Genomic DNA, 23,836 nt, shown 5'->3' with positions numbered 1-23,836 from the left:
TCGGCGCCACTGCTCAGCGCTGCGGGAGGGGGTGCGGGGCGTCGAGGCCCAGCTGCCAGACCAGTTGGGCGACGTGCACCCGGTCGCGCAGCTTCAGCTTGGCCAGGATGCGCGAGACGTGGCTCTTCACCGTCGCCTCGCTGAGCATGAGGTTCCGGGCGATCTCCCGGTTGTTGCTGCCGCCGCCGATGAGCAGGAGCACCTGCCGCTCGCGCTTGCTGAGCAGCCGCAGTTCCACCGGCTCGTCCGCCCGGCGGGGGACCAGATGGAAGTTTCCGAAGAGGCGGCGGGTGACGTCGGCCGGCAGGAAGGCGCCGCCCGCCGCCACGGCCCGGAGCGCGGCCCCGAAGTCCTCGCGCGGGGCGCTGAGCGGGAGGTAGCTGTGGGCTCCGGCCGCGAGCGCCGCGCGCAGCAGTTCGTCGGTGTCGCACTCGGCCACCATGATGCTGCCGCCCGGGCCGCAGCCGGGGGTGCCCACGGGGTCGCCGCCCGGCAGCCGGCTGACCGGTGGGAATCCGTCGGGGACCACCAGGGAGGCGCCGGCGACCAGCACGTCCGGCCTGAGGAGGGCCGACTGGCGGGCGAGTTCCTCGCGGTCGACCGCGATACCGATCACTTCGGCGTCGGCGATCTGCGAAAGCAGTACGAGCAGCCCGTTCCGGTATACGTCCCTCTCCTCCGCCAACAGAATGCGGATTCGGTTTCCCGGTCCTTCCACAGCCGACTCGTACAGCCGCCGCGAAGCGGCCCCGCTCATAGAAATCTGTCCCACGGCTCCCCCTTGGTTCATCTCGGTCCTCCGGCAGGCGACCCGGAAAACACCAGCAATGTTAGGGCCAAAAGTCCGAAATCTGCTTTGCCGGGACTTGGTTGACCGAGAATCGGCTGAGCATTCCCGTTCCTCGGCGTGTCGGCCCCCGGGGGAAGGGTGCTCGGCTGGGGTGAAAGGCCAGGTCGGAGGCGTTTTTCGGGTGGCCGGAGGGGTTTGCGGGGTGTCTGTTTCCGTATGGCCGATGTGAGAGCTTGACAGTCGTTGTATGGGTAATGTACTTGCGTTTGATTTTCCGGCCGAGGGGATAGCCCCGGGCCGCTCCGGCGAATTCAGTTGTAGATATCACGTCAATGGAGGTTTAGTTCGTGAAATATGTGGTAGCCCCGAGTGACCCTTACATCCGGCGGACCCTCGGCATCGCCGCACTGCTCGCCGCCGGGGCCGTCGCCGTGTCCGCCGCGATGCCAACCGGAACCGCCGGCCGGGGTGCACCCGGCGCCGTCTCCGCAGCCGCCGCCACGGCCACGGCGCGCAATGTGATCCTGCTGGTCGGCGACGGCATGGGGGACTCCGAGATCACCCTCGCCCGCAACTACACGGTGGGCGCGGGCGGCCGGCTCCATATGGACCGCCTCCCGATGACCGGGTCCTACACCACCTACTCCGTGGGCAAGGACGGCAAGCCCGACTACGTCACCGACTCCGCGGCGAGCGCCACCGCCTGGGCCACCGGCCACAAGACCGTCAACGACCGGATATCCAAGACCCCGGACACCGACCGCGCGCTGCCGACCATCCTGGAACTCGCCCAGCGCGACGGCCTGGCCACCGGCAGCGTCACCACCGCCGAACTCACCGACGCCACCCCCGCCGCCATCGCCGCGCACGTCACCGACCGCAGCTGCCAGGGCCCGGCCGACATGGCACGGTGCCCGCGGGACACCCGGGCAGAGGGCGGCCCCGGATCCATCGCGGAGCAGACCGTCGCCCGCCGGATCGACGTCCTCCTCGGCGGCGGCAGGCAGCGGTTCGACCAGACGATCACCCAGGGCCCCGAGCGGGGCGCCACCGTGCTCCAGCGCGCCCGGGAACGCGGCTACCAGGTGGTGACGGACGCCGCGGGGCTCGGCGCCGTACGCCCAGGCCAGCCGGTACTCGGCCTGTTCGCGCCGGAGACCGTACCGGTCGAATGGACCGGCACACCCGCCGCCGCCGGCGGCACCGCGCCACAGCGCTGTGTCACCGCCAATCCGGAGCGGCCCGCCGGGATCCCGACCCTGGAGGCCCAGACCCGCAGGGCGATCGAACTCCTCGACGCGAAGGCGCGGCAGAACGGCCGCGGCAAGGGCTTCTTCCTCCAGGTCGAGGGCGCCTCCATCGACAAGCAGAACCACGACGCCGACCCCTGCGGCCAGATCGGCGAGACCGCCGCATTCGACCGGGCCGTCAAGGTCGCCCGGGAGTACGCCGCACAGCATCCCGACACCCTGGTCGTCACCACCGCCGACCACGGGCACAGCAGCCAGATCGTGCCGATGGCGGCCCGGCCGGCCGGGCTCTCCGCGACCCTGGTCACCGATGAGGGCGCCCTGATGAAGGTCAGCTACGCCACGCACGCGGGGGAGGAGGGCCAGGAGCACAGCGGCGTACAGGTCCGCATCGCGGCTCAGGGCCCCCAGGCCCACCGGGTGCTCGGCACCACCGACCAGACCGAACTCTTCACCACCCTCCGGACCGCGCTCGGCCTGCGCTGAGCCCGGGCGGGTGCCCGGGCGGGTGCCCGGGCGGGTGCCCGGGCGGGTGCCCGGGCGAGCGGATGCGGAGGGCGGATCGGGAGGGCAGCCGGGTCAGGAGGGCAGGTGTGCCTCGATGGCGGCGATCACCTCGGGGGACTCCGGCTCGGTCCGCGGCCGGAACCGGCCCACCACCTCGCCGGTCGGCGAGATCAGGAACTTCTCGAAGTTCCAGCGGATGTCACCGGCCTCGCCCTCCGCGTCCGGGGTCTGCACCAGCTCCCGGTACAGCGGGTGCCGGCCCTCCCCGTTGACCTCGGACTTCTCCAGCAGCGGGAAGGTCACCCCGAAGCCGGCCGCGCAGAAGGTCTGGATGTCCTCCGCGGTGCCCGGCTCCTGGCCGCCGAACTGGTCGCACGGTACGCCGATCACGGTGAAGCCGCGCTCGGCGTACGTGAACTGCAGGCGGGCCAGCCCCGAGTACTGCGGGGTGAGCCCGCACTGCGAAGCCGTGTTCACCAGCAGGATCGCCTTCCCCTTGAACGCCGCCAGGCTGGTGGGCTCGTCGTCCAGGGTGGTCAGCGGGATGTCGTACAGGTCGCTCAAGAGGTCACTCCTCGGCAGGAAGCGGGTCGGCGGGTGCACCCCGATCGGAATCCGGGCGTCCGAAGCTTAGGGGGTGCCCGCCGGGGGCCTGCGCCTATGCCCCCTTCCCCACCAGCGCGTCCGCCGGATCGTTGAGCGGCTGCGGCATGCCCGTCAGGTCCATCACGAACAGCGGTATGCCGAGCTCGTCCGCGCGCGACCTGGCCTCCGGGGTGTAGCCGGCCAGGGCGAAGTAGACGCTGGCTCCCGAGGCCGTCAGGCCGTTCAGCCAGACGCATTCCACCGCCGCCAGCCCGGCCGGCGCGGTCGTCGGATCCACCTGCGCCACCAGGCCCGGTGCCCGCAGGTCCACCGCCGCCGAGGGCAGCGGCCGGGCGGCGTCCGGCTGCCGTACGTCCCGGAAGCCCAGCCAGCGCAGGTACAGCGCGGCCGTGGCCACCGCGTCCCGCGCGGTCCGGATGGTCACCGGCCGGAACGCCGGCCGCGCAGCCGCCGTGCCGGACGCCGTACCGGATGCCGCGCCCGTCGCCGTGCCCTGCGCCGATCCGGCCGGGGCATCGGCCGGCGCATCGGCCGGGGCGTCGGCCTTCGTCTCGTCCTGCACCGGATGGACCGGTACGAGCACCACCGTCCCGCACGCCGAGCAGCCCAGCTCCGGGTGCGGCCACTCGCTCTCCCGCCCGCAGTTCCCGCAGCGCACCAGCACCCAGCTGTCCGTCCAGGTGCGATGGGTCAGCGGCAGGGCCGGCCTGGTCAGATCCAGTGGCGGCACCACCGGACTTCCACAGGCGCACGGGAAGACCGGAGGGGTGTAGCCGTTTTCGCGCAGGCACGCAGGGCACCGCACCGGGACCGCTTCCGCCATCTGACCTCGAACCCCCTTCGCCGGCGCCGGCCGGAGCCGCCCGGCCTGCCGGTTGTCGCTGTGCGTAGGTCCATGCTCCACCACGAGCCACCATCGCGGCGACCCTCCCCGCTATTTGTGCAACTCACGGAACGAAACACGGCTTTTGGTGGCTTCCGAGGTCCCCTACCGCCTTGACGGCTCCGAAGAGGACCCTTTAGCTTGTTCCGTATAGCAGAACAATACTTCCGGATTACGGAAACAGCCTGACCCGCAGGGAGACACGATGCCTCGTATGACAGCCGCCGCCGCTGCAGTGGAGATCCTCAAGCGCGAGGGTGTCGCACAAGCGTTCGGTGTCCCCGGTGCTGCGATCAACCCCTTCTACCGCGAGCTCAAGAACGTGGGCGGCATCGCCCACACCCTGGCCCGCCACGTCGAGGGCGCGTCCCACATGGCCGAGGGCTACACCCGGGCCCAGGCGGGCAACATCGGCGTCTGCATCGGTACCTCCGGCCCGGCCGGCACCGACATGATCACCGGCCTGTACTCCGCGATCGCGGACTCGATCCCGATCCTGTGCATCACCGGTCAGGCCCCGGTCTCGAAGCTCCACAAGGAGGACTTCCAGGCCGTCGACATCGCCACGATCGCCAAGCCGGTCACCAAGGCCGCCACCACGGTCCTGGAGGCCGCGCAGGTCCCCGGCGTCTTCCAGCAGGCCTTCCACCTGATGCGCTCCGGCCGTCCCGGCCCGGTCCTCATCGACCTGCCGATCGACGTCCAGCTGACCGAGATCGAGTTCGACCCGGAGACCTACGAGCCGCTGCCCGTCTACCAGCCGAAGGCCACCCGCGCCCAGGCCGAGAAGGCGATCCGGTTCCTGCTGGAGTCCGAGCGCCCGCTGATCGTCGCCGGTGGCGGCATCATCAACGCCGACGCCACCGACCTGCTGGTCGAGTTCGCCGAGCTGACCGGCGTCCCGGTCATCTCCACCCTGATGGGCTGGGGCACCATCCCGGACGACCACGAGCTGGCCGCCGGCATGGTCGGTGTCCAGACCGCCCACCGCTACGGCAACGCGACCTTCCTGGAGTCGGACTTCGTGTTCGGCATCGGCAACCGCTGGGCCAACCGTCACACCGGCTACAACCTCGACGCGTACACCAAGGGCCGCAAGTTCGTCCACGTGGACATCGAGCCCACCCAGCTCGGCAAGATCTTCGCCCCGGACTTCGGCATCGCCTCCGACGCCAAGGCCGCGCTGGAGCTCTTCGTCGAGATCGCCAAGGAGCTCAAGGCCGAGGGCAAGCTGCCCGACTTCTCCGCCTGGGCCGCCTCGGCGCAGGAGCGCAAGGCCACCCTGCAGCGCCGTACGCACTTCGAGAACATCCCGATGAAGCCCCAGCGCGTCTACGAGGAGATGAACAAGGCCTTCGGCCCGGAGACCCGGTACGTCACCACCATCGGCCTCTCCCAGATCGCCGCGGCCCAGTTCCTGCACGTCTACAAGCCGCGCCACTGGATCAACTGCGGCCAGGCCGGCCCGCTCGGCTGGACCATTCCGGCCGCCATCGGTGCCGCCACCGCGGACCCGGAGACCCCGATCGTCGCCCTGTCCGGCGACTACGACTTCCAGTTCATGATCGAGGAGCTGGCGGTCGCCGCCCAGCACAAGGTCCCCTACGTCCACGTCCTGGTGAACAATGCCTACCTGGGCCTGATCCGCCAGGCGCAGGGCGGCCTGGGCATCAACTTCGAGGTCAACCTCGAGTTCGAGAACATCAACACCCCGGAGATCGGCGTCTACGGCGTCGACCACGTCAAGGTCGCCGAGGGCCTGGGCGTCAAGGCCATCCGCGTCACCGACCCGGAGAAGCTGGGCGAGGCCTTCGAGCAGGCCAAGAAGCTGGCCGCCGAGCACCAGGTCCCGGTCGTCGTCGAGGCCATCCTGGAGCGCATCACCAACATCGCGATGAGCAAGACGGTCGACATGAGCGATGTCACCGAGTTCGAGGAGCTGGCCACCGAGCCCGGCCACGCCCCCACCGCGATCAAGGCCCTCCAGGTCTGATCCAGGCCCCGAAGGCCTGACGCCCCGGCCGCTGTGCGGCCACGGCACCGCTCGACCGACTGCCCCCGTCCCTCCACCAGGAGGGACGGGGGCAGTCGTGTGTGGGTGCCCCGGTGCCCGGGGTAGGGGGCCCGCTGACGGAGGCATCGCGAGCGTGGCAGGGGGGTCATGACGAACACATCGGCACCCGGTACGTCAGGGGGCGGCGGGGGCGCGGACGGGGCCGCAAGCGGCACGGAATCCGGGACCGCGGCAGCGGCGGGCACGAGGGCGGAGGGCGGCGGCGCCGACACCGCGGGGACGGGGGCCGCCCCCGGCTCGGGCAGGGGCCGTCGGCGGAGGCAACGAAGCAGCGCCGAGCGGGCAGGCTGGATCTCCGCGGGGGCCGGGGTGCTGGGCACGGTGGTGGCCATCATCGCCTTGGCGGACGGATGCTCGGACCCGGACAGGGGGCCGGGCCGGTCGCCGTCCTCCTCCGGGGCGGTGAGCCCTACACCCGAGGCCGGGCCCCCGTCGCCCACCGGCACCGCTGCGAGCACTCCCACACAGGCGCGCGAGGTACCGAGCGGGCCTGGCCCCGCCACGGCGCCACACGATGCCACGACCGTACGACTCCCCCGCATGAGCGATCTGGACATCAGGGACGGCAAGGCGAAGGTCAGGGGGTGGGGGTCCGACGCCCTGGGCGTCCAGCACGATGTCGACGGCAGTCTGCGGCCTCGCGGTATCAGCTCCCTCACGGTTCTCGACCGTACGCAGCCGGCCGTCGTGGAGACCTGCGAAGCACCGGGGGCCACGATCCTGCAGGTGCGGCCCGTGGACATCGTTCCCGGTCTGCGGTTCTGTCTGGTCGCCGGGGACGGCACCTATGGCCTGGTAACGGTGCGGGAGGTGCGGGAGGCCACGTCGACGTCCTCGTCCTTCTTCACACTCGACGTGGTCCTCCGGCGCACGTGACTCCGCAGTGCGGCGGACTCCGAAGGCAGACAGGCACGTTGTAGGCACAGGGACCCGGTCAAAGAAAAGCGCCGAGTCACGGGACCGTCCGTGACTCGGCGCTGGTTCGGGGAGGTCTTACCGCCCGACGGGGCGAGGCTGGCGCGACAGGACGTTCGCTCCGCCGGGCGGGGTAGGTGGTGCTGCTGTGACCCCGGCGGACGGAGTCCGGCGCAGCCGGCCGGTGCGTACACAGGGGCTTCTGTGCGTGGCCCCTATATATACGGAGTGGCTGGGACCGCGGTGGTGGCGACAGGACACCTTGGCTTCGTCTCCCTCAGGTCAAGAGACGGGCCGCTGGGCCTTTACCACCGCACTGGCTCGACACCACCGCGGTCCTCGTCCTGCCCTCCGCCGTGAACCACCCCTCATCCGGGTCCGCGGCAGCGGGCTGGCACCCGGGGCCCGACCTCCCGTCAGGCCCCCGGCGCGTTCTTGCGGCTCTTACTGCTCGTCGCGCAGGGCGCGGACGGCAGCCTCGACGCGCTTGCCGTAGTCGGCATCGGCGGCGTGGAAGTGAGCCAGGTTCTTCTCGATGACGTCCTCGCGGGAGACCTGGGACAGGCCACCGGCGATGTTCGCCACCAGACGCTGCTTCTCGTCCTCGGACATCAGCCGGAACAGCTCGCCGGCCTGGAAGAAGTCGTCGTCCTTGGTGTGGGCCGGAGCCTCGTGGGTGCCCGTGTAGCCGGTGACGGCCTTCGGGGCGCCGAGCGCCAGGCCGGTCTCGGCCGGGCCCTGGTACGAGTTCGGCTCGTAGTTCTTGTCGTGGCGCGAGCCGTTGCGCAGCGCCATGGCGCCGTCGCGGCCGTAGTTCTGCGCGGTGGTCGCCTTGGGGGCGTTGACCGGCAGCAGCGTGTGGTTCACGCCGAGGCGGTAGCGCTGGGCGTCCGCGTAGGCGAACAGGCGGCCCTGGAGCATCTTGTCCGGCGAGGCGGTGATGCCCGGGACGAAGTTGTTCGGGGAGAAGGCGGACTGCTCGACCTCGGCGAAGACATTCTCCGGGTTGCGGTCGAGGACCAGGCGGCCCACGCGCTGCAGCGGGTAGTCGGCGTGCGGCCACACCTTGGTGAGGTCGAACGGGTTGAAGCGGTAGTCCGCGGCCTCGGCGGCCGGCATGATCTGGACGTAGAGGGTCCAGCTCGGGTTCACACCGCGCTCGATGGCCTGCAGCAGGTCGGTCTGGTGCGAGTTCGGGTCCGAGCCGACGATCTCGGCGGCCTGCTCGCCCGACAGGCAGCGGATGCCCTGGTTCGTCTTGAAGTGGTACTTGACGAAGAAGGCCTCGCCCTGGGCGTTGGTCCACTGGTAGGTGTGGGAGCCGTAGCCGTTCATGTGACGGTACGACGCCGGGATGCCGCGGTCACCCATCAGCCAGGTGATCTGGTGCGTCGCCTCGGGGGCGTGCGCCCAGAAGTCCCAGACGTTGTCCGCCTCCTGCTTGCCCGTGAAGGGGTCGCGCTTCTGGGAGTGGATGAAGTCGGGGAACTTGATCGGGTCCTTGATGAAGAACACCGGGGTGTTGTTGCCGACGAGGTCGTAGTTGCCGTCCTCGGTGTAGAACTTCAGCGCGAAACCGCGGGGGTCACGCACCGCGTCCGCACCGCCGAGGGAGTCGGCGACGGTGGAGAAGCGCAGGAAGGTCTCGGTCTTCTTGCCGACCTCGTTGAGGAACTTCGCCGAGGTGTAGGCGGTGACGTCGTCGGTCACCTCGAAGTAGCCGTACGCGGCGGAGCCGCGGGCGTGCACGACACGCTCCGGGATGCGCTCGCGGTTGAAGCGGGCCAGCTTCTCCAGGAGCTGCTGGTCCTGGATCAGGAGCGGGCCACCGACGCCGGCGGTGGCGGAGTTCTGGTTGTCGGCGACCGGAGCGCCGGACTCGGTCGTAAGCACGCGCTTCGACATGGTGACCTTCCGTACGGGTAACTGCTGACGGAAAGCGTCTTCCGTCATGCGGATGAGCCTAATTTCGGCTGGAACGCAGCGTCAACAGTTTGTTGAAGAAAGATGGAGAAGAGGTGATCCGGACGGTGCCGGCGCTTGGGCGCGACAGGACAGGTGTCAGCACCGGCACCATCCGGAAACTCGGGTCCCGCTCGGGAAGAGGAGCGGGAGGGCTGCTCAGCTCAGAGCTGGGCGCCGGAGAGGCGCTCGACGGCGCGCAGCAGGGCCGAGTGGTCCAGGCCGCCGTCACCCTGGGCGCGCAGCGAGGCGACCAGCTGGGCGACGACCGCGCCGACCGGCAGGGCCGCACCGACGTTGCGGGCGGCGTCGGTGACGATGCCCATGTCCTTGTGGTGCAGGTCGATCCGGAAACCGGGCTTGAAGTCGCGGTTCAGGAAGTTGTCCTTCTTGCGGGTCAGGACCGTGGAGCCGGCCAGACCGCCGTTGAGGACGTCCAGGGCGGCCTGGAGGTTCACGCCGGACTTCTCGAGGAAGACGACGGCCTCGGCGCAGGCCTGGATGTTGACCGCGACGATGAGCTGGTTGGCGGCCTTGACCGTCTGGCCGGAGCCGTGCGGGCCACAGAGGACGATGGTCTTGCCCAGCGTCTCGAGGATCGGGAGGGCCGCGTCGAAGTCGGCCTGCTCGCCACCCACCATGATGGAGAGGACGGCCTCGATGGCGCCGGCCTCGCCGCCGGACACCGGGGCGTCGATGACGCGGATGCCCTTCTCGGCGGCGTTCTTCGCCAGGTCGACGGAGGTCTGCGGGGTGATCGACGACATGTCGATGATCAGCGCGCCGGACTTGGCGTTCTCGAGGATGCCCTCGGGGCCGTAGTTGATGGCCTCGACCTGCGGGGAGGCGGGCACCATCGTGATGATCACGTCGGCGTCCTTGACGGCCTCGGCGATCGAGCCGGCCGCGGTGCCGCCGGCGGCGGCCAGGCGGTCCAGCTTGTCCTGCTCCAGGGTGAAGCCGGTGACCGAGTAGCCGGCCTTCAGCAGGTTCTCGGACATGGGGGAGCCCATGATGCCGAGACCGATCCAGGCGACCGAGGGAAGCGCAGTGGGGTTGCTCATGATGAGGGTCCTTCTCTTAAAGCTATGTACGAAAAGTGACGAGGGTGCCTGGCGGATGGCCCGGACTTTGTCCTCTTACTGGGCGGCGCGGGCCTCGGCCGGCAGCCACTCGAAGGACGCAGCGGCGTCGGCGGCCTTGTACTCCAGGCCGACAAAGCCCTGGTAGCCGGCCTTCTTGAGCTGGTCGAGGAGGTCCTCGAGGGGCAGCTCACCCGTGCCCGGGGCGCCCCGGCCCGGCTTGTCCGCGATCTGGACGTGGCCGGTCTTGGCGGCGTACTTTTCGATGACCTCGGAGAGGTCCTCATCGTTCATCGCCAGGTGGTAAAGGTCGAGCAGGAACTTGGCGTTCCCCAGGCCGGTCGCCTCGTTCACCTTGTCCACGACCTCGATCGCGGACGGCGCGCTCACCAGCGGGTAGAGCGGAGACTCCGGCTTGTTCAGCGTCTCGATCAGCAGGATCGCACCGACGCGGTCCGCGGCGCGGGCCGCGATGACCAGGTTCTCCAGGGCGAGCTCGTCCTGGACGGCCGGGTCCACACCGTCGACACGGTTGCCGTAGAGGGCGTTCAGCGCCTTGCAGCCGACCGAGGCGGCGAAGTCCGCCGCGACGTCGATGTTGGCGCGGAAGCGCTCGGACTCCTCACCGGGCACCGAGACCGCGCCGCGGTCCGGGCCGGGGAGCTGACCGGCGTAGAAGTTCAGGCCCACCAGCTGGGTCCCGGCGTCCTCAAGGGCCTTCTTGAGGGCGTCGAGCTCTTCCTGGGCGGGGGTGGGGGTCTCGATCCAGGGCCACCACAGCTCGACCGCGGTGAAGCCCGCCGCGGCGGCAGCCGCGGGACGCTCCAGGAGCGGGAGTTCCGTGAAGAGGATCGAAAGGTTCACATCGAAGCGCTGGTCCGTGTATCCCATGAGGGGTGTGCGCTCCTTCCGTATTGCGGAAGTTACTTTCTGCTTGATGGAAGACTGCAAGGCGAGCGCCGCACTTGTCAAGTACGGACTCCCGAAAAAACGCGACCGCGGGGTAGCTTGACGAGGTGCGATTGAGAGTGGAGTTCACGACCGAGCCCTTCGACCTCGAAGAGGCCCCTGCCCACGCCGTGGCCGCTCGCGAGGTCATCCAGAAGGCGGAACTGGACGCGGTCGACGTCGGCCCGTTCGGCAACACCGCCGAAGGGGAGGCCGAGGAGCTGCTCGGCGCGGTGGCCGCGCTGCTGCGCGATGCGCTGGAAGCCGGTGCCACCCGGGTCTCGCTGCAGGTCAATGTGATCCCGGAGGACATCCGATGACCGAGCCCCGCGACCACCCGTTCGTCGCCGCGGTCAAGCCGCTGGTCGATGCGATGGGCGGGGAGCTGATGGACCCCGCCCTGGCCCAGCCCGACGATGTCGTGCTGGCCTGGGAGGGCCGCGACCTGCTCGCCGTACGCCTGCCGCAGCTGTCCGACTCGCTGGACCACATCCTGGCGGGCCTGGAGCGCCGGCACGGGATGCCCCTCTCGCAGCTGGACCGCAAGACCAAGCAGGACGTGGTGCGGATACTGGAGGCGCGCGGCGCCTTCTCCGTGCGCCATGGGGTCGAAACGGTGGCCGGCGCCCTGGGCGTCAGCCGCTTCACGGTCTACAACTACCTGAACCGGGACGCGAACCCTCCCAAAGGCCCCGCCAAGGGCACCCGGGAGTAAAGACCTTTTCACTCACGGTGACGAGCCGCCGCCCGATTCAACCGGGCGGCGGCTTTTGTGTACGGGAAGTTTCAACAAAGTGTTGACGCCGTGTTGCCGAGGGCGTTAGCTATGCGCAGCCCGTCAAAGCAATATGGCCACGGAGGCTTCCCGTGACTTCGAGTCCGACACCGGGTCTGGCCCGGTTCAACACCCTGGACGACAGCGCGGCCACGGCCGAGCTGCACGAGGTGTGCGCCAGTGCGGCATGGGGCGGCAAACTGCTCGCCCAGCGCCCGTTCTCCAGCGCCGAAACCCTGTTCGCCGCGAGCGACGCCGCCATGGCGGAGCTCACCACCGCGGACCTGGAAGAGGCGATGGCGGGCCACCCGCCGATCGGCCGGCCGAAGCCGGGTGACCCGACCTCCGCCCGCGAGCAGCGCGGTATGGCCGGGGCCTCCGAGGAACTCAAGACCGAACTGCTGGAACTGAACCTGGCCTACCAGGAGAAGTTCGGCCACGTCTTCCTGATCTGCGCCACCGGTGCGACCGGCGAGCAGATGCGGGACGCGGTCAAGATCCGGATCGAGAACACTGCCGAGGTCGAGCGGGAGATCGCCCGCGGAGAGCTCGTCAAGATCAACCGGATCCGTCTGACCCGCCTCGTAGAAGGAGAGTGAACAGCAGATGAGCACTGAGACCACGGCCTCGGTGTCCACGCACATCCTGGACACCAGCATCGGCAAGCCCGCCGAGGGCGTCGCCATCACCCTGTCGGCCCGTAGCGGCTTCGACGCGGAGTGGGCGAACCTCGGCGGCTCCGCCACCGATGCGGACGGGCGCTGCAAGGACCTGCCGGCACTGCCGGAGGGCACCACCCACGTACGTCTCGACTTCGAGACCGAGGCGTACTTCTCGAATCAGCACAGTGCAAAGAAGCAAGCCGAGGCGCAGCAGGACGCCCCCCGCGTAAGGGACAGCGGTGCGTTCTTCCCCGAGGTAACGATCACCTTCGCGGTGAACCCGGGCGAGCATTACCACGTACCGCTGCTGCTCAACCCGTTCGGCTACTCCGTTTACCGAGGGAGCTAGTCATGGCCACGATTCTGGGCCAGAACCAGTACGGCAAGGCAGAGAACCGCGTCGTCAAGATCACGCGGGACGGCGACACCCACCACATCAAGGACCTGAACGTCTCGGTCGCCCTCTCCGGCGACATGGACGACGTCCACTACTCCGGCTCGAACGCCAACGTCCTGCCGACCGACACCACCAAGAACACGGTGTACGCGTTCGCCAAGGAGCACGGCATCGAGTCCGCCGAGCAGTTCGGCATCCACCTGGCGCGCTGGTTCGTGAACAGCCAGGAGCCGATCCACCGGGCGCGCATCCGCATCGAGGAGTACGCCTGGGAGCGGATCGCCACCTCGGACGCCAACTCCAAGTTCATCGGCTCCGACGAGGTCAAGCACTCCTTCGTCCGCAAGGGCCAGGAGACCCGCGTCACCCAGATCACGTACGACGGCCAGAACTGGGAGGTCATCTCCGGCCTCAAGGACCTGATCGTCATGAACTCCACCAACTCGGAGTTCTGGGGCTACGTGAAGGACAAGTACACGACCCTGCAGGAGGCGTACGACCGCATCCTGGCCACCCAGGTGTCGGGCCGCTGGCGGTTCAACTGGACCGACGACGAGCAGCGGATGCCCAACTGGGAGAAGTCCTACGAGGCCACCCGCAAGCACATGCTCGAGGCCTTCGCGGAGACCTACTCCCTGTCGCTGCAGCAGACCCTGTACCAGATGGGTTCGCGCATCATCAACCACCGTTCGGAGATCGACGAGGTCCGCTTCTCGCTCCCGAACAAGCACCACTTCCTGGTCGACCTGGAGCCCTTCGGCCTCAAGAACGACAACGAGGTGTACTTCGCCGCGGACCGTCCCTACGGTCTGATCGAGGCCACGATCCTGCGGGACGGCGCCGACGCGCGCATCCCGGTGGACATGACCAACCTCTGATCCTCCGTGCGAAGAGCGTCCCGGGGCTCCGCAGTGGCCCCGGGGCGCGGCGCAACACACTTTCGCTTCCCGATTCGGCACCCGGCGCACCATACGGGGCGGCAGTACTGTCAGCTGTCAAGGCCCCCGGCTCCGGCACTCAAATTCCCTGGGCCTTGCCGTGCCCGTACCGCCACTGAAAGCACGAGGAAGTCCCATGGCAGCATCGGCAGCCCCTGACAGCGCCGTCGAGCGCATCGTCATCGAGAACTGCGCCATCGCGACCGTCGACGCCAACGACACCGAGTACGCCTCGGGCCACATCGTTGTCGCCGGCAACAAGATCGAGTCCATCGGTGCGGGCAAGGCCCCCGAGAACCTCGAGAACGTGGTGCGCCGCATCGACGGCACCGGCCACCTCGTGACCCCCGGTCTGGTCAACACCCACCACCACTTCTACCAGTGGATCACGCGCGGCCTGGCCACCGACCACAACCTCTTCAACTGGCTTGTCGCGCTGTACCCGACCTGGGCGCGCATCGACGAGCAGATGGCGTACACGGCGGCCCAGGGCTCCCTCGCCGCGATGGCCCGCGGCGGTGTCACCACCGCGATGGACCACCACTACGTCTACCCCAAGGGCTCCGGCGACCTCTCCGGCGCGATCATCCGCGCCGCGTCCGAGATGGGCGTACGGTTCACCCTCGCCCGCGGCTCCATGGACCGCAGCGAGAAGGACGGCGGCCTGCCGCCGGACCACGCGGTCGAGACCCTCGAAGGCGCGCTCGCCGACACCGAGGCCACCGTCAAGAAGTTCCACGACGCCTCCTTCGACGCGATGACCCAGGTCGCCGTCGCCCCCTGCTCCCCCTTCTCGGTCTCCACCGAACTGCTGAAGCAGGGTGCCGAGCTGGCCCGCCGCCTCGGTGTGCGCATGCACACCCACGGCAGCGAGACCGTCGAGGAAGAGAAGTTCTGCCACGAGCTCTTCGGCATGGGCCCGACCGACTACTTCGAGTCCACCGGCTGGCTGGGCGAGGACGTGTGGATGGCGCACAGCGTCCACATGAACGACTCCGACATCGCCGCGTTCGCCCGCACCAAGACCGGTGTGGCGCACTGCCCGTCCTCCAACGCCCGGCTGGCCGCCGGCATCGCCCGCGTCCCGGACATGCTGGCCGCTGGTGTGCCCGTCGGCCTCGGCGTGGACGGCACCGCCTCCAACGAGTCCGGTGAGCTGCACACCGAGTTGCGCAACGCGCTGCTGATCAACCGTCTGAACCCGGTGCACCGCGAGGCCGCGCTCAATGCCCGCCAGGCCCTGCGCCTGGGCACCTACGGCGGTGCGCAGGTCCTCGGCCGCGCCGACAACATCGGTTCGCTGGAGGTCGGCAAGTGCGCCGACCTGGTGATGTGGAACCTCAACACGTTCCTGCACTCCTCGATCGCCGACCCGGTCACCGCGCTGGTCTTCGGCGCGGCTGCCCCGGTGACCCTCTCCCTGGTCAACGGCAGGCAGATCGTCGAGAACAACCGTCTCCTCTTCGCCGACGAGGACGCCATCGCGGTTTCCACGCGGGAAGAGGCCCAGCGCCTCGCGCGGATCACCGCGCAGGCCTGATCGAAGGATCCGGCCGGGGGGGACGGCCCCCGGCCGGTGGCCGCGGACCCGAGCGGGGTCCGCGGCAGCCGTTCCCGGGCGGTGCCACCGGATTCCGGCGGCGCCCCCGGGTGCGGTGACTCGTGCCACCACGGCTCCGTCCCCAGTGCTGCACCACGGCCACGGCACCGCCATGCCTGAAATAGGTGAAATACCCACAATTTCATACAGGTTCGACTCGCACCGCTTTCGCACCACCTCCATGACACCCACGTCCCTGCCGACGTGTTACCCGACCGGAGGAAGCCGTGGCCGCAATGCCCAGGTTTCGCAAAGATGCAGTCGCAATACCGGAGGAGACGCACCCGGTCGACGAGACCCTGCCTCCGCTGAAGATGTTCACCAGTGGCCTCCAGCACGTGGCCGCCATGTACGCGGGTGTCGTAGCCCCGCCCATGATCGTCGGCCCGGCCGTCGGACTCTCCGCCAAGGAGACCGCCTTCCTGATGGGCGCGTCCCTCTTCACCGCCGGACTCGCCACCCTCCTCCAGACCCTCGGATTCTGGAAGATCGGCGCCAGACTCCCCTTCGTCAACGGCGTTTCCTTCGCCGGTGTGACCCCGATGATCGCCATCGGCAAGGGGGAGGGGGACAACGCCATCCCCATCATCTTCGGCGCGATCATCGTCGCCGGCCTGCTGGGCTTCTTCGCCGCCCCCTACTTCGGCAAACTCGTCCGCTTCTTCCCGCCCGTGGTCACCGGTACGGTGATCACCCTGATCGGCGTCTCGCTGCTCCCGGTGGCCTTCAACTGGTCCCAGGGCGGCAATGCCACCGCCGCCGACTACGGTTCGATGAAGAACATCGGGATGGCCGCCCTCACCCTGGCCATCGTGCTGCTGATGCGGAAGTTCCTGCGCGGCTTCCTCCAGCAGATCTCCATCCTGCTCGGCCTGGTCGCCGGCACACTGATCGCGATCCCGCTGGACATGACCGGTTTCGATGCCATCGCCGGGGCGGATCTGGTGGGCTTCCCCACCCCCTTCCACTTCGGCGCCCCGCAGTTCCAGGTCGCCGCGATCATCTCCATGTGCATCGTCATGCTCGTCTGCATGACCGAGTCCACCGCCGACATCCTGGCCCTCGGCAAGATTGTGGGACGGCCGGCGGACGAGCAGACCATCGAGGGCGGGCTGCGCGCCGACGCCCTCGGCAGCGCGCTCAGCCCGGTCTTCAACGGCTTCATGTGCAGCGCCTTCGCGCAGAACATCGGGCTGGTCGCAATGACCAAGGTGCGCAGCCGGTTCGTGGTCGCGGCCGGCGGCGGCATCCTGATCCTGCTCGGCCTGTGCCCGGTGGCGGCCTCCGTCATCGCCCTGGTCCCGCTGCCGGTGCTCGGCGGTGCCGGCATCGTGCTCTTCGGCTCGGTCGCCGCGAGCGGTATCCAGACCCTGGCCGGCGCGGCCATGGAGAAGGGCGAGAACGCCCTGATCGTCGCCGCCTCGGTCGGTATCGGCCTGATCCCGATCGCGGCGCCCGAGTTCTACCACGCCTTCCCCGAGGATCTGCTGGTCGTCCTGGATTCCGGGATCAGCACTGGCTGTGTGGTCGCCATCCTGCTCAATCTGGCCTTCAATCACCTCGGCAGTCGCAAGAACGCGGGCGCGGCCACACCGGAACCGGCCGTTGCCCACTGAGCCCGTATTCGAGCAGGTCAGCGCAGTGCCGGAGTCGAATATGTCCTGTCCGACAGGACCGTATAAATATCCGATCCATTCCGCCTGTAGCAGTAAATGCGCCTGAATTCAAAGTTCTTGACGATGAAACTTTGGCCGCATAACTTTCGATGGGTCAGCTCAGCCACTGCGCAAGGAGTTTGGAATGCCCATCGAAGAGATCGCCAAGACCGTCTTCGAGATCGAGGTTTCCGAGGTCGAGCCCGCTCAGTTCATGCTGATGCAGGGATGCCTCCCCTAAAGCGCTGCCACGACGGGCCGGTGCCGCAGCTCGCGGCACCGGCCCTCGTACGTCCTACGCTCTCGCCGTACCCCAGGCGGTGAGCAGGCCGGGGGAGAGCGCGGCGCATTCGGGGGCGTCCAGATAACGGATCGCGGCGTCGATCGTCGCGTCGTCGACCAGTCCGGTGGCCGTCATCGCCTCCCGCGCCCGCTCCCAGGTATCGGCCCAGAACCGGCTGATGGGGCTGCCGGGCAGCAGCGGGGGAACCTGGATCTCGGCCGCCACCGAGGTGAGACCGGCCGCCCGGAGGTGCCGGGGGTAGTCCGGCACCCAGGAGACATCGGTTCCGAGGGTGTCGTGCAGGCCCTGCCACATCGCCCCCATCACCCGGCTGTACGGGGTGTCCGGTGCGGCGGCGGTGGTCAGGTCCACCGCATCGCCGAGCACCAGGATCCCGCCCGGGGCGAGCAGGGAGACCAGCCTGTCCAGCACCTGCCGCCAGGAGCGCAGGTGCATGAGCACGAACCGGGCATGGACCAGCCGGAACCGGCCGGGCATGAACTCCGGGTCGGTGATGTCCGCTTCGAGCGCGGTGAGCCCGGGCACGGGATGTGCCCGCAGGAAGCGCACGTCCCGGTCGACGGCGAGCACCTCGGCGACCCCGGCCCGTTCCAGGAGCAGTCGGGCCACCGTGCCCGTGCCCGCGCCCACGTCCAGGCAGTGCCAGCCGGGGCCGACGCCCAGTTCCGTCAGCCGGGCCAGGGTGAAGGCGTCGTACGCGAGCGCGCCGAGGTCGATGCGTTCGTCCTCGCCCGCCTGCTCGGGCCGGAACACCGCCTCGCCGTAGCGGCCGGCCGGAGCCCCGCCTCCGTCGTCGAACCGTTTCATGGCCCGATCCTGCACCGGCCGCCGCCCGATCGCCCGAGGCGCGCCGCACTGGCTGCACGGGGGTTGACGAGCCGTCAGCATCAGGCGCAACTTATATCGGAAGGCCGATATAAGTAGTCGGTAGTCCCGACCCCTCGGAGGTGCCGTGCCGCTGCCCCGCACGCCCCAGGCCCAGCGCAAGTCCGAGACCCGGTCCCGGCTCATCGACGCGGCGGCCGGACTCTTCGCCCGCAAGGGGTTCCACGCCGTGTCCGCCGAGTCCGTGGCCGAGGCGGCCGGGCGGACCACCGGCGCGCTCTACAGCCACTTCGGCGGCAAGGAGGGCCTGCTGCTGGCGCTGCTGGAGGTGTGGAAGGACCGCACCGCCGAGGAACTGGCCGCCGAAATCGAGGACGGGATCGCCGCCGGCGCGGACCCCGCCGACCCGGCCGTGCACTTCGGCGCCATGTGGGGCAGCCTCACCCGGCCGCACCCCGACCGCGGCGAGGCCTGGCTGCTGCTGGAGACCGAGCTGTGGCTGCACGGCGCCCGCAGCCCGCTCATCGGAACCCGCCTCGCCCAGCGGTACGCCGAGATCCGCGCCCAGCTCGGCGAGGGCCTGGCCGACTGGGCGGAAGCCACCGGCACCCCCTTGGCCCGCAGCCCGGAAGAGACCGGCGCCCTGGTCCTCGGGGTCCTCCTCGGCCTCGCCATGCAGCACCGCCTCGAACCGGAAGCCGTCCCCGACGCCCTCGTCGTCGACGCCCTCAGCGCACTCCTGGCACGCTCCTGAAGGGAGCCGGACCGTGATCCCCACCGGCGAGATCGATCTGCTCGAAGACACCTGGGCCCATGAGGTCCCCCACGGCCAGTTCACCCGGCTGCGCCGCGAGGACCCGGTGCACTGGCACGACGTACCCGGCGGCCACGACGGATTCTTCGCCGTCACCCGGCACGCCGACATCAAGGCCGTCAGCCGCGACCCCGAGCTGTTCTCCACCGAGCTCGGCTCCTTCTTCATCCGCGACCAGGCCCCCGAGTCCCTGCAGGCGCTGCGCCTGGTCCTGCTCGGCATGGACGCACCCCGGCACTCCCGCTACCGCTCCCTGGTCAGCGCCGGGTTCACCCCGCGCAACGTCCGGCGGCTGGCGGACCGGATCGCCGCCCGGGCCGCGGACCTGGCCGGCACGGTCGAGGCAGGCCGCTCCTTCGACTTCGTCGAGGAGATCGCCGCCCGGCTCCCCATCGAGACGATCTGCGAGATGGTCGGTGTCCCGCGCGCCGACGAGCGCCTGATCTTCGAGTGGAGCAACCGGATGGCCGGCAGCCAGGACCCCGACCTGTCGGCCGGCCCGGCCGACAGCGATCTGGCCGCCGCCGAGATCTACGCGTACTGCGACGCACTGGCCGCCGAACGGCGGGCCCGGCCGCGGGAGGACATCCTCACCACCCTGGTGCACGCGGAGGTCGACGGGGACCGGCTCACCCCCGACGAGATCAACATGTTCTTCGTGCTGCTCTGCGTCGCGGGCAACGAGACCACCCGCAACCTGCTGTCCGCAACCGTCCTCGCGCTCGCCGAACACCCGTCCGTCCACGCCGACCTGGCCGCCCGGCCGGACGAGGAGGCGCTGTGGACCACGGCCACCGAGGAGTTCCTGCGCTGGAGCGGCTCGATCCACAACTTCCGCCGGACCGCCACCCGGGACACCACCCTGCGGGGGGTCCCGATCCGGGCCGGGCAGAAGGTGGTCACGTACTACACCTCGGCCAACCGCGACGAGGACGTCTTCACGGACCCCTTCACCCTCGACGTCCGCCGCACCCCCAACGAGCACCTCGCCTTCGGCGGCGGCGGCCCCCATTTCTGCCTCGGCGCGGGCCTGGCCCGCACGCAGATCAAGTCCCTGCTCCGCGCACTCCTGCGCCGCCACTCCCGGATCGAACTCACCGGCACCCCGCGCCGGGTCCGCTCGGACTTCATCAACGGCATCAAGCACCTGCCGGTCCGCTTCGTCTAGCGGGTCATGGGGGCAGGGGAGCAGGGTGTCAGGGGGTGTGCTGCGGGGACCAGCCCATCAGGTTGCTCATCAGCTCCGCCTGCTCGATCGCATCGTCCAGCGCGTGGTGGGTGTGGCGGCGGCGGGAGAGCAGGTGCCGCGGCATGGTGCCCTTGGCGACGGCGCGGAGCGGGAGCGCGGCCTTCGTCGCGTAGAGGGTCTTCATGTCCAGGCAGCCCGAGTGGCCGAAGGGGCTCTCCCCGGTGAAGCGGATCAGGTACCAGTACAGGAACGTCCAGTCGTACGAGGCGGGGTAGCCGCACATCACCGGCTGGGCGCCCGCGCCCGCCGCCGCCTCGCGGACCCAGGCGGCGAACTCCCGCATCGCCACGGCCGGGTCCGCACCCTCCGCCCGAAGCCGGTCCCGGTCCAGCCCGCTGACGGCGAGTGCTTCCGGTACGAACTCCTCGCTGATCGGCCGGAGTTCCCGGTAGAAGGTGTCGCGCTCGGGGTCCGCGGCCGTATAGCCCTCGGCGTCCTGCCGGCCAGCGACCGCCGCGCCGAGACTGATCATGGAGTAGGGGCCGGGGATGGGGCCGTCGGCCTCGATGTCGACGGAGATGTAGAGACTGGGTTTGATCCTGCGGGCTGCCATGCCGGAGAGCATGGCAGCCCGCAGGCCGGCGGATCACCCGGATTTACGGGAGCGCGGTCAGGGACATCCCGGTGTGGTCCTGCCCGGCGGTGTTGCGGCAGGAGAAGCCGGCCGCACCGGCGGGCTGGGCCGCGACCAGCGACAGGCAGCGGCCGGCGGCCAGCTGGCCGTAGTAGTTCGGGTGCATGGACTCCTGGACCAGGCCCTGGGTCTCGTTGTTGTCGATCCAGCGGGCCCATTCGCTGGTCTTCGCGGAGGCCGGGACGGTGGAGCTGACCAGCTTGCTCGCCTTGGCGCAGACCTCACGCCCCTGCAGCATGTCCCGCAGGTCCATGAACTGGGCGCCCTTGGCCGCCGCCACGCCCTTCAGCCGGTTCGCGATCTGCGGCACCAGGGAGTCCCGGGCCCAGTCGGAGTCCCGGTTCCAGAACGGGCAGCCGCCGGTGTTGTAGCGGCTCCAGTCGCTCTGCGGGTGCCGGTTCTCCGCGCCCCGCGGGATCGGCGAGGGGTAGGACTGGAGCACGATCCGGTACGAGGAGTCGGCGTACCCGGCGTTGCGCATCACCGCGCGGATCTCGTCCAGCGACTTGCCGACCTTCGCCATCACCCCGTCGATCTTCTGGTCGACCCCGTACTGCTGGTCGTCGTGGCAGTAGGAGCCCCAGAGGACGAAGTCGTAGGCGCAGTCCTCGATGATCTGGGCGAAGCCGAGGTCGTTGCCGCCGATGGACAGGGTGATGAGCTTGACGTCGTGGCTCGCGGCGACGGCGGCGAGCTGATCGGCCTGCGGGGCCTCGCCCTTGAAGGCCACCCCGCCGTTCGAGGCGCGGAACACGTTGTCCGTCACCGCGCCCGAACAGGCCAGGTTGACGGCCACCTCGGCGATCGGGCCGGCGCTCTTCACCTCGGAGGAGTCGGAGCGGTGGCAGCCGTTCGCGGCGGTGCCGCCGTATACCTTCGACGGGTCGTAGGCGGAGCCGCTCACCCAGGCGCGGTCGGTGCCGTTGCGGCTGCCGCTGTTGGTGAGGCTGTTGCCCTTCCAGCGGCCGGCCTCGCCGGAGATGTAGCTGTCGCCCAGGGCGACCACGGCGGTGGGCCCCTGCCCGGGCCCGGCCGCGGCGGTACCGGCGCCGGTGGTCAACACCCCGGCCAGCGCGAGCGGCACGGCCAGGCCGGCCCCGGCCAGCCGTCGCATCCGACGGCCTGTCACCCGGTCCTTGCGTATGGTGCGGAATCCGATCACTGCGGAACTCCTGCGGTCGGCCACGCCGGGCACGAGAACAACTCCGGTGCGTGGCTGGGTAAGTGGGGGTACCTCCGGCCGGGGGGTTGGCAGGAATGTGGCACGCCGCGTCTTGTTACCGCTAGGTAGCCGCAGGTTACGATGGAGTAACAACCGACCGGTCGTTTGGCCGGCGGAAAATCCACGGGCGGGCGGGCGCCCGAGGCCGCAGGATGCGGGGGTGGATCACCTCCTGCTCGGGCTCGCCGCCAACCCCGCCCTCCCGCCCCTGCTGCTCGGCCGGCTGGTCGACCGCCTCGTCGGGTCCGGTCCCGGACCCGACGAGGCCGATGGCGATACCGATGGGGCTGCCGAGGTTGCCGTCGTACTCGCCGAACGCCCGGACCTCGGCCGAGCGCACGCAGCAGCCCTCACCGCCGCGTACGGGGAGGACGTTGCCGTCCCCCTGGCCGAACGGGGCCTCCTCGCCCCAGCGGACGTGGACCCCGCCGCCTGGCCGCTCGCCGCCCTCGCCCTGCTCCGACGCGGCACCGCACCTGGGGCATGGGCCCGGGCCCTGGCCATGGCCCCGGAGCCCCGGCACCGCGCCCTGGCCGCCGCCGAACCCGCCGCGCTGACCGCCGATGCGGTCGAGCTGCTCGCCGCCGACCCCGACCCCGAGGTGGTGTCCGAACTCGCCCTGGAGGCCGGCCCGGAGCTCGCCGCCCGGCTCGCCCGCCACCCCCATGCGGAAGTCCGCCTCGCGGTCGCCCACAACCGGGCGACCCCGCCCCCGGTGCTCCGGGCGCTGCTCACCGGCGACGGACTGCCGGCCGCCCGCGCCTGCCTGGTCTGCGACCGGGAGCCGGTGCCCTTCAGCCATGACCCGCAGTGCGGGCGGGTGGACTGCGAGCTGCCGGCCGACGCGGCCTGCGATGGCACCCACCAGTCCACCGGCCACCGGATCCGGCAGGCCGCGCTGGGAAACCCCGCCACCCCCGGGGAGGCCGCGGCCCGGTTCGCCGACTCGCCCTCGATGCTGCTGCGCTGGTCCCTGGCCGGCCACCCGGGCCTGCCGCAGGCGGCGTACGCCCGGCTCGCCGCCGACCCGGTGCCCGGGATCCGGCAGGAACTCGCCGGGAACCCCGGCGTCGGTACGGACGTCCTCCGGGTCCTGTGCGCCGATACCGTGCCCGAGGTGCGGCGCGCCGCCGTGCACCATCCGGGTCTCCCGCCCGAGGTGGTGGCCGCCCTGGCCCGGTCGCCGCAGGCCGGGTTGCGCGGTTTCCTCGCGCAGCGGCGCGATCTGCCGGATGCCGTGCGCGAGGCACTGGCCGACGACCCGGACGCGAGTGTGGCCGCGCGGGCCGCCGCCCACCCGGGCCTGTCCGAGGCCCGGTTGCGGTCCCTGCTCGACCGGTTCGGGGATCAGGTGGCGGCCGGGGTCGCGGCCAACCCCGATGCCCCGGCCGCCCTGTTGGAGGAGCTTGCGGAGCGTCCGAACCCGCCGCGCAAGGCCCTCCGGGCCATCGCCGTACATCCGCGGGCCACGGCCCGGGCGCTGCGCGCGTGTCTGGCCGACCACCGGGCCCGGCGGCCGGCCGCCGGCCGCCCCGAGCTCCCCGTACCGGACCTGCTGCGGCTGCTGACCGACCCGGATCCGCAGGTGGTGGAGGCGGCGGCGGCCAACCCGGCGCTGCCGCCCGGGGTGATGGCGGCCCTGGTGGCGGGGGCGGCACCGGCGGAAGCGGCCGGGAACACCGACGCCCCCGGTGTCGGGTGACACCGGGGGCGGGGCGGCGGCGATTCGGCTGCTGTGCGATGC

At 70.3% G+C, this 23,836-nt stretch carries 22 protein-coding genes; 13 read left to right on the top strand and 9 right to left on the bottom strand.

The window, feature by feature from the left end; translation table 11 throughout:
• Nucleotides 1-13 precede the first annotated feature (13 nt).
• A complete protein-coding gene (locus DEJ50_RS06215) occupies nucleotides 14-685 on the bottom strand; it encodes a response regulator transcription factor (RefSeq protein WP_190344312.1) in 672 nt (223 codons plus the stop codon).
• Nucleotides 686-1,233: 548 nt separating this feature from the next.
• Between DEJ50_RS06215 and DEJ50_RS06210 the strand changes: the two genes are divergently transcribed.
• On the top strand, nucleotides 1,234-2,526 hold the full coding sequence (locus DEJ50_RS06210; protein WP_150211948.1) for an alkaline phosphatase: 1,293 nt from the start codon (nucleotides 1,234-1,236) through the stop codon (nucleotides 2,524-2,526).
• A gap of 93 nt (nucleotides 2,527-2,619) precedes the next feature.
• Here the strand turns inward: DEJ50_RS06210 and DEJ50_RS06205 are convergent, their stop codons facing one another.
• Complete coding sequence (locus DEJ50_RS06205) at nucleotides 2,620-3,111, bottom strand: glutathione peroxidase (RefSeq protein ID WP_317852526.1); 492 nt, start codon at nucleotides 3,109-3,111, stop codon at nucleotides 2,620-2,622.
• 94 nt (nucleotides 3,112-3,205) lie between these two features.
• Complete coding sequence (locus DEJ50_RS06200) at nucleotides 3,206-3,886, bottom strand: hypothetical protein (RefSeq protein WP_411757580.1); 681 nt, start codon at nucleotides 3,884-3,886, stop codon at nucleotides 3,206-3,208.
• A gap of 364 nt (nucleotides 3,887-4,250) precedes the next feature.
• Between DEJ50_RS06200 and gcl the strand changes: the two genes are divergently transcribed.
• Nucleotides 4,251-6,029 carry a glyoxylate carboligase gene (gene gcl, locus DEJ50_RS06195; RefSeq protein ID WP_150206584.1) on the top strand — a complete coding sequence of 593 codons (1,779 nt, stop codon included), beginning with the start codon at nucleotides 4,251-4,253 and terminating at the stop codon, nucleotides 6,027-6,029.
• A 621-nt stretch (nucleotides 6,030-6,650) separates the two neighbouring features.
• Entirely contained in the window at nucleotides 6,651-6,986 is a 336-nt protein-coding gene (locus DEJ50_RS06190; RefSeq protein ID WP_150206583.1) for a hypothetical protein, read from the top strand.
• Nucleotides 6,987-7,469: 483 nt separating this feature from the next.
• Here the strand turns inward: DEJ50_RS06190 and DEJ50_RS06185 are convergent, their stop codons facing one another.
• The 3 genes from DEJ50_RS06185 to DEJ50_RS06175 form a co-directional block, all read right to left on the bottom strand.
• Complete coding sequence (locus DEJ50_RS06185; protein ID WP_150211945.1) at nucleotides 7,470-8,930, bottom strand: catalase; 1,461 nt, start codon at nucleotides 8,928-8,930, stop codon at nucleotides 7,470-7,472.
• A 221-nt stretch (nucleotides 8,931-9,151) separates the two neighbouring features.
• The gene (locus DEJ50_RS06180) at nucleotides 9,152-10,051 is read right to left on the bottom strand and encodes a 2-hydroxy-3-oxopropionate reductase (protein ID WP_150206582.1); all 900 of its coding nucleotides are present in this window, start codon (nucleotides 10,049-10,051) and stop codon (nucleotides 9,152-9,154) included.
• 75 nt (nucleotides 10,052-10,126) lie between these two features.
• On the bottom strand, nucleotides 10,127-10,960 hold the full coding sequence (locus tag DEJ50_RS06175; protein WP_150206581.1) for a TIM barrel protein: 834 nt from the start codon (nucleotides 10,958-10,960) through the stop codon (nucleotides 10,127-10,129).
• 125 nt (nucleotides 10,961-11,085) lie between these two features.
• On the opposite strand from DEJ50_RS06175, the gene DEJ50_RS06170 reads away from it, so the two are divergent.
• The 7 genes from DEJ50_RS06170 (at nucleotide 11,086) to DEJ50_RS06140 (ending at nucleotide 17,005) form a co-directional block, all read left to right on the top strand.
• The gene (locus tag DEJ50_RS06170) at nucleotides 11,086-11,337 is read left to right on the top strand and encodes a thiamine-binding protein (RefSeq protein WP_150206580.1); all 252 of its coding nucleotides are present in this window, start codon (nucleotides 11,086-11,088) and stop codon (nucleotides 11,335-11,337) included.
• Nucleotides 11,334-11,732, top strand: a complete 399-nt coding sequence (locus tag DEJ50_RS06165; protein WP_150206579.1) for a helix-turn-helix domain-containing protein — start codon at nucleotides 11,334-11,336, stop codon at nucleotides 11,730-11,732. Before DEJ50_RS06170 ends, DEJ50_RS06165 begins: the two co-directional genes overlap by 4 nt.
• 152 nt (nucleotides 11,733-11,884) lie before the next feature.
• Nucleotides 11,885-12,391 carry a 2-oxo-4-hydroxy-4-carboxy-5-ureidoimidazoline decarboxylase gene (uraD, locus tag DEJ50_RS06160; protein ID WP_150206578.1) on the top strand — a complete coding sequence of 169 codons (507 nt, stop codon included), beginning with the start codon at nucleotides 11,885-11,887 and terminating at the stop codon, nucleotides 12,389-12,391.
• 7 nt (nucleotides 12,392-12,398) lie between these two features.
• Entirely contained in the window at nucleotides 12,399-12,803 is a 405-nt protein-coding gene (gene uraH, locus DEJ50_RS06155) for a hydroxyisourate hydrolase (RefSeq protein WP_150206577.1), read from the top strand.
• A gap of 2 nt (nucleotides 12,804-12,805) precedes the next feature.
• Nucleotides 12,806-13,729, top strand: a complete 924-nt coding sequence (gene pucL, locus DEJ50_RS06150) for a factor-independent urate hydroxylase (protein WP_150206576.1) — start codon at nucleotides 12,806-12,808, stop codon at nucleotides 13,727-13,729.
• A gap of 196 nt (nucleotides 13,730-13,925) precedes the next feature.
• A complete protein-coding gene (locus tag DEJ50_RS06145; RefSeq protein WP_150206575.1) occupies nucleotides 13,926-15,329 on the top strand; it encodes an 8-oxoguanine deaminase in 1,404 nt (467 codons plus the stop codon).
• A gap of 287 nt (nucleotides 15,330-15,616) precedes the next feature.
• Entirely contained in the window at nucleotides 15,617-17,005 is a 1,389-nt protein-coding gene (locus DEJ50_RS06140; RefSeq protein WP_190344307.1) for a nucleobase:cation symporter-2 family protein, read from the top strand.
• Nucleotides 17,006-17,339: 334 nt separating this feature from the next.
• Here DEJ50_RS06140 and DEJ50_RS06135 read toward each other — a convergent pair whose 3' ends face one another.
• Entirely contained in the window at nucleotides 17,340-18,155 is an 816-nt protein-coding gene (locus tag DEJ50_RS06135) for a class I SAM-dependent methyltransferase (protein WP_150206573.1), read from the bottom strand.
• A 145-nt stretch (nucleotides 18,156-18,300) separates the two neighbouring features.
• Here DEJ50_RS06135 and DEJ50_RS06130 point away from each other — a divergent pair, with 145 nt between their 5' ends.
• Both DEJ50_RS06130 and DEJ50_RS06125 read left to right on the top strand, forming a co-directional pair.
• Entirely contained in the window at nucleotides 18,301-18,927 is a 627-nt protein-coding gene (locus tag DEJ50_RS06130) for a TetR/AcrR family transcriptional regulator (RefSeq protein WP_150206572.1), read from the top strand.
• 13 nt (nucleotides 18,928-18,940) lie between these two features.
• Nucleotides 18,941-20,155 carry a cytochrome P450 gene (locus tag DEJ50_RS06125; RefSeq protein ID WP_223837620.1) on the top strand — a complete coding sequence of 405 codons (1,215 nt, stop codon included), beginning with the start codon at nucleotides 18,941-18,943 and terminating at the stop codon, nucleotides 20,153-20,155.
• A 28-nt stretch (nucleotides 20,156-20,183) separates the two neighbouring features.
• Here the strand turns inward: DEJ50_RS06125 and DEJ50_RS06120 are convergent, their stop codons facing one another.
• Both DEJ50_RS06120 and DEJ50_RS06115 read right to left on the bottom strand, forming a co-directional pair.
• On the bottom strand, nucleotides 20,184-20,789 hold the full coding sequence (locus DEJ50_RS06120; protein WP_150206571.1) for a 3'-5' exoribonuclease domain-containing protein: 606 nt from the start codon (nucleotides 20,787-20,789) through the stop codon (nucleotides 20,184-20,186).
• A 43-nt stretch (nucleotides 20,790-20,832) separates the two neighbouring features.
• On the bottom strand, nucleotides 20,833-21,984 hold the full coding sequence (locus DEJ50_RS06115) for a GDSL-type esterase/lipase family protein (protein WP_190344890.1): 1,152 nt from the start codon (nucleotides 21,982-21,984) through the stop codon (nucleotides 20,833-20,835).
• Between the two features lie 268 nt (nucleotides 21,985-22,252).
• Between DEJ50_RS06115 and DEJ50_RS06110 the strand changes: the two genes are divergently transcribed.
• Nucleotides 22,253-23,794 (top strand): DUF2336 domain-containing protein, encoded by a 1,542-nt coding sequence (locus DEJ50_RS06110; protein WP_150206570.1) that lies wholly within the window; start codon nucleotides 22,253-22,255, stop codon nucleotides 23,792-23,794.
• Nucleotides 23,795-23,836 lie beyond the last annotated feature (42 nt).

This window comes from Streptomyces venezuelae, from assembly GCF_008642295.1.
Taxonomy (GTDB): Bacteria; Actinomycetota; Actinomycetes; order Streptomycetales; family Streptomycetaceae; genus Streptomyces; species Streptomyces venezuelae_C.
The sequence above is the reverse complement of the archived record's forward strand: the minus strand, read 5'-3'. Positions and strand labels throughout refer to the sequence as shown.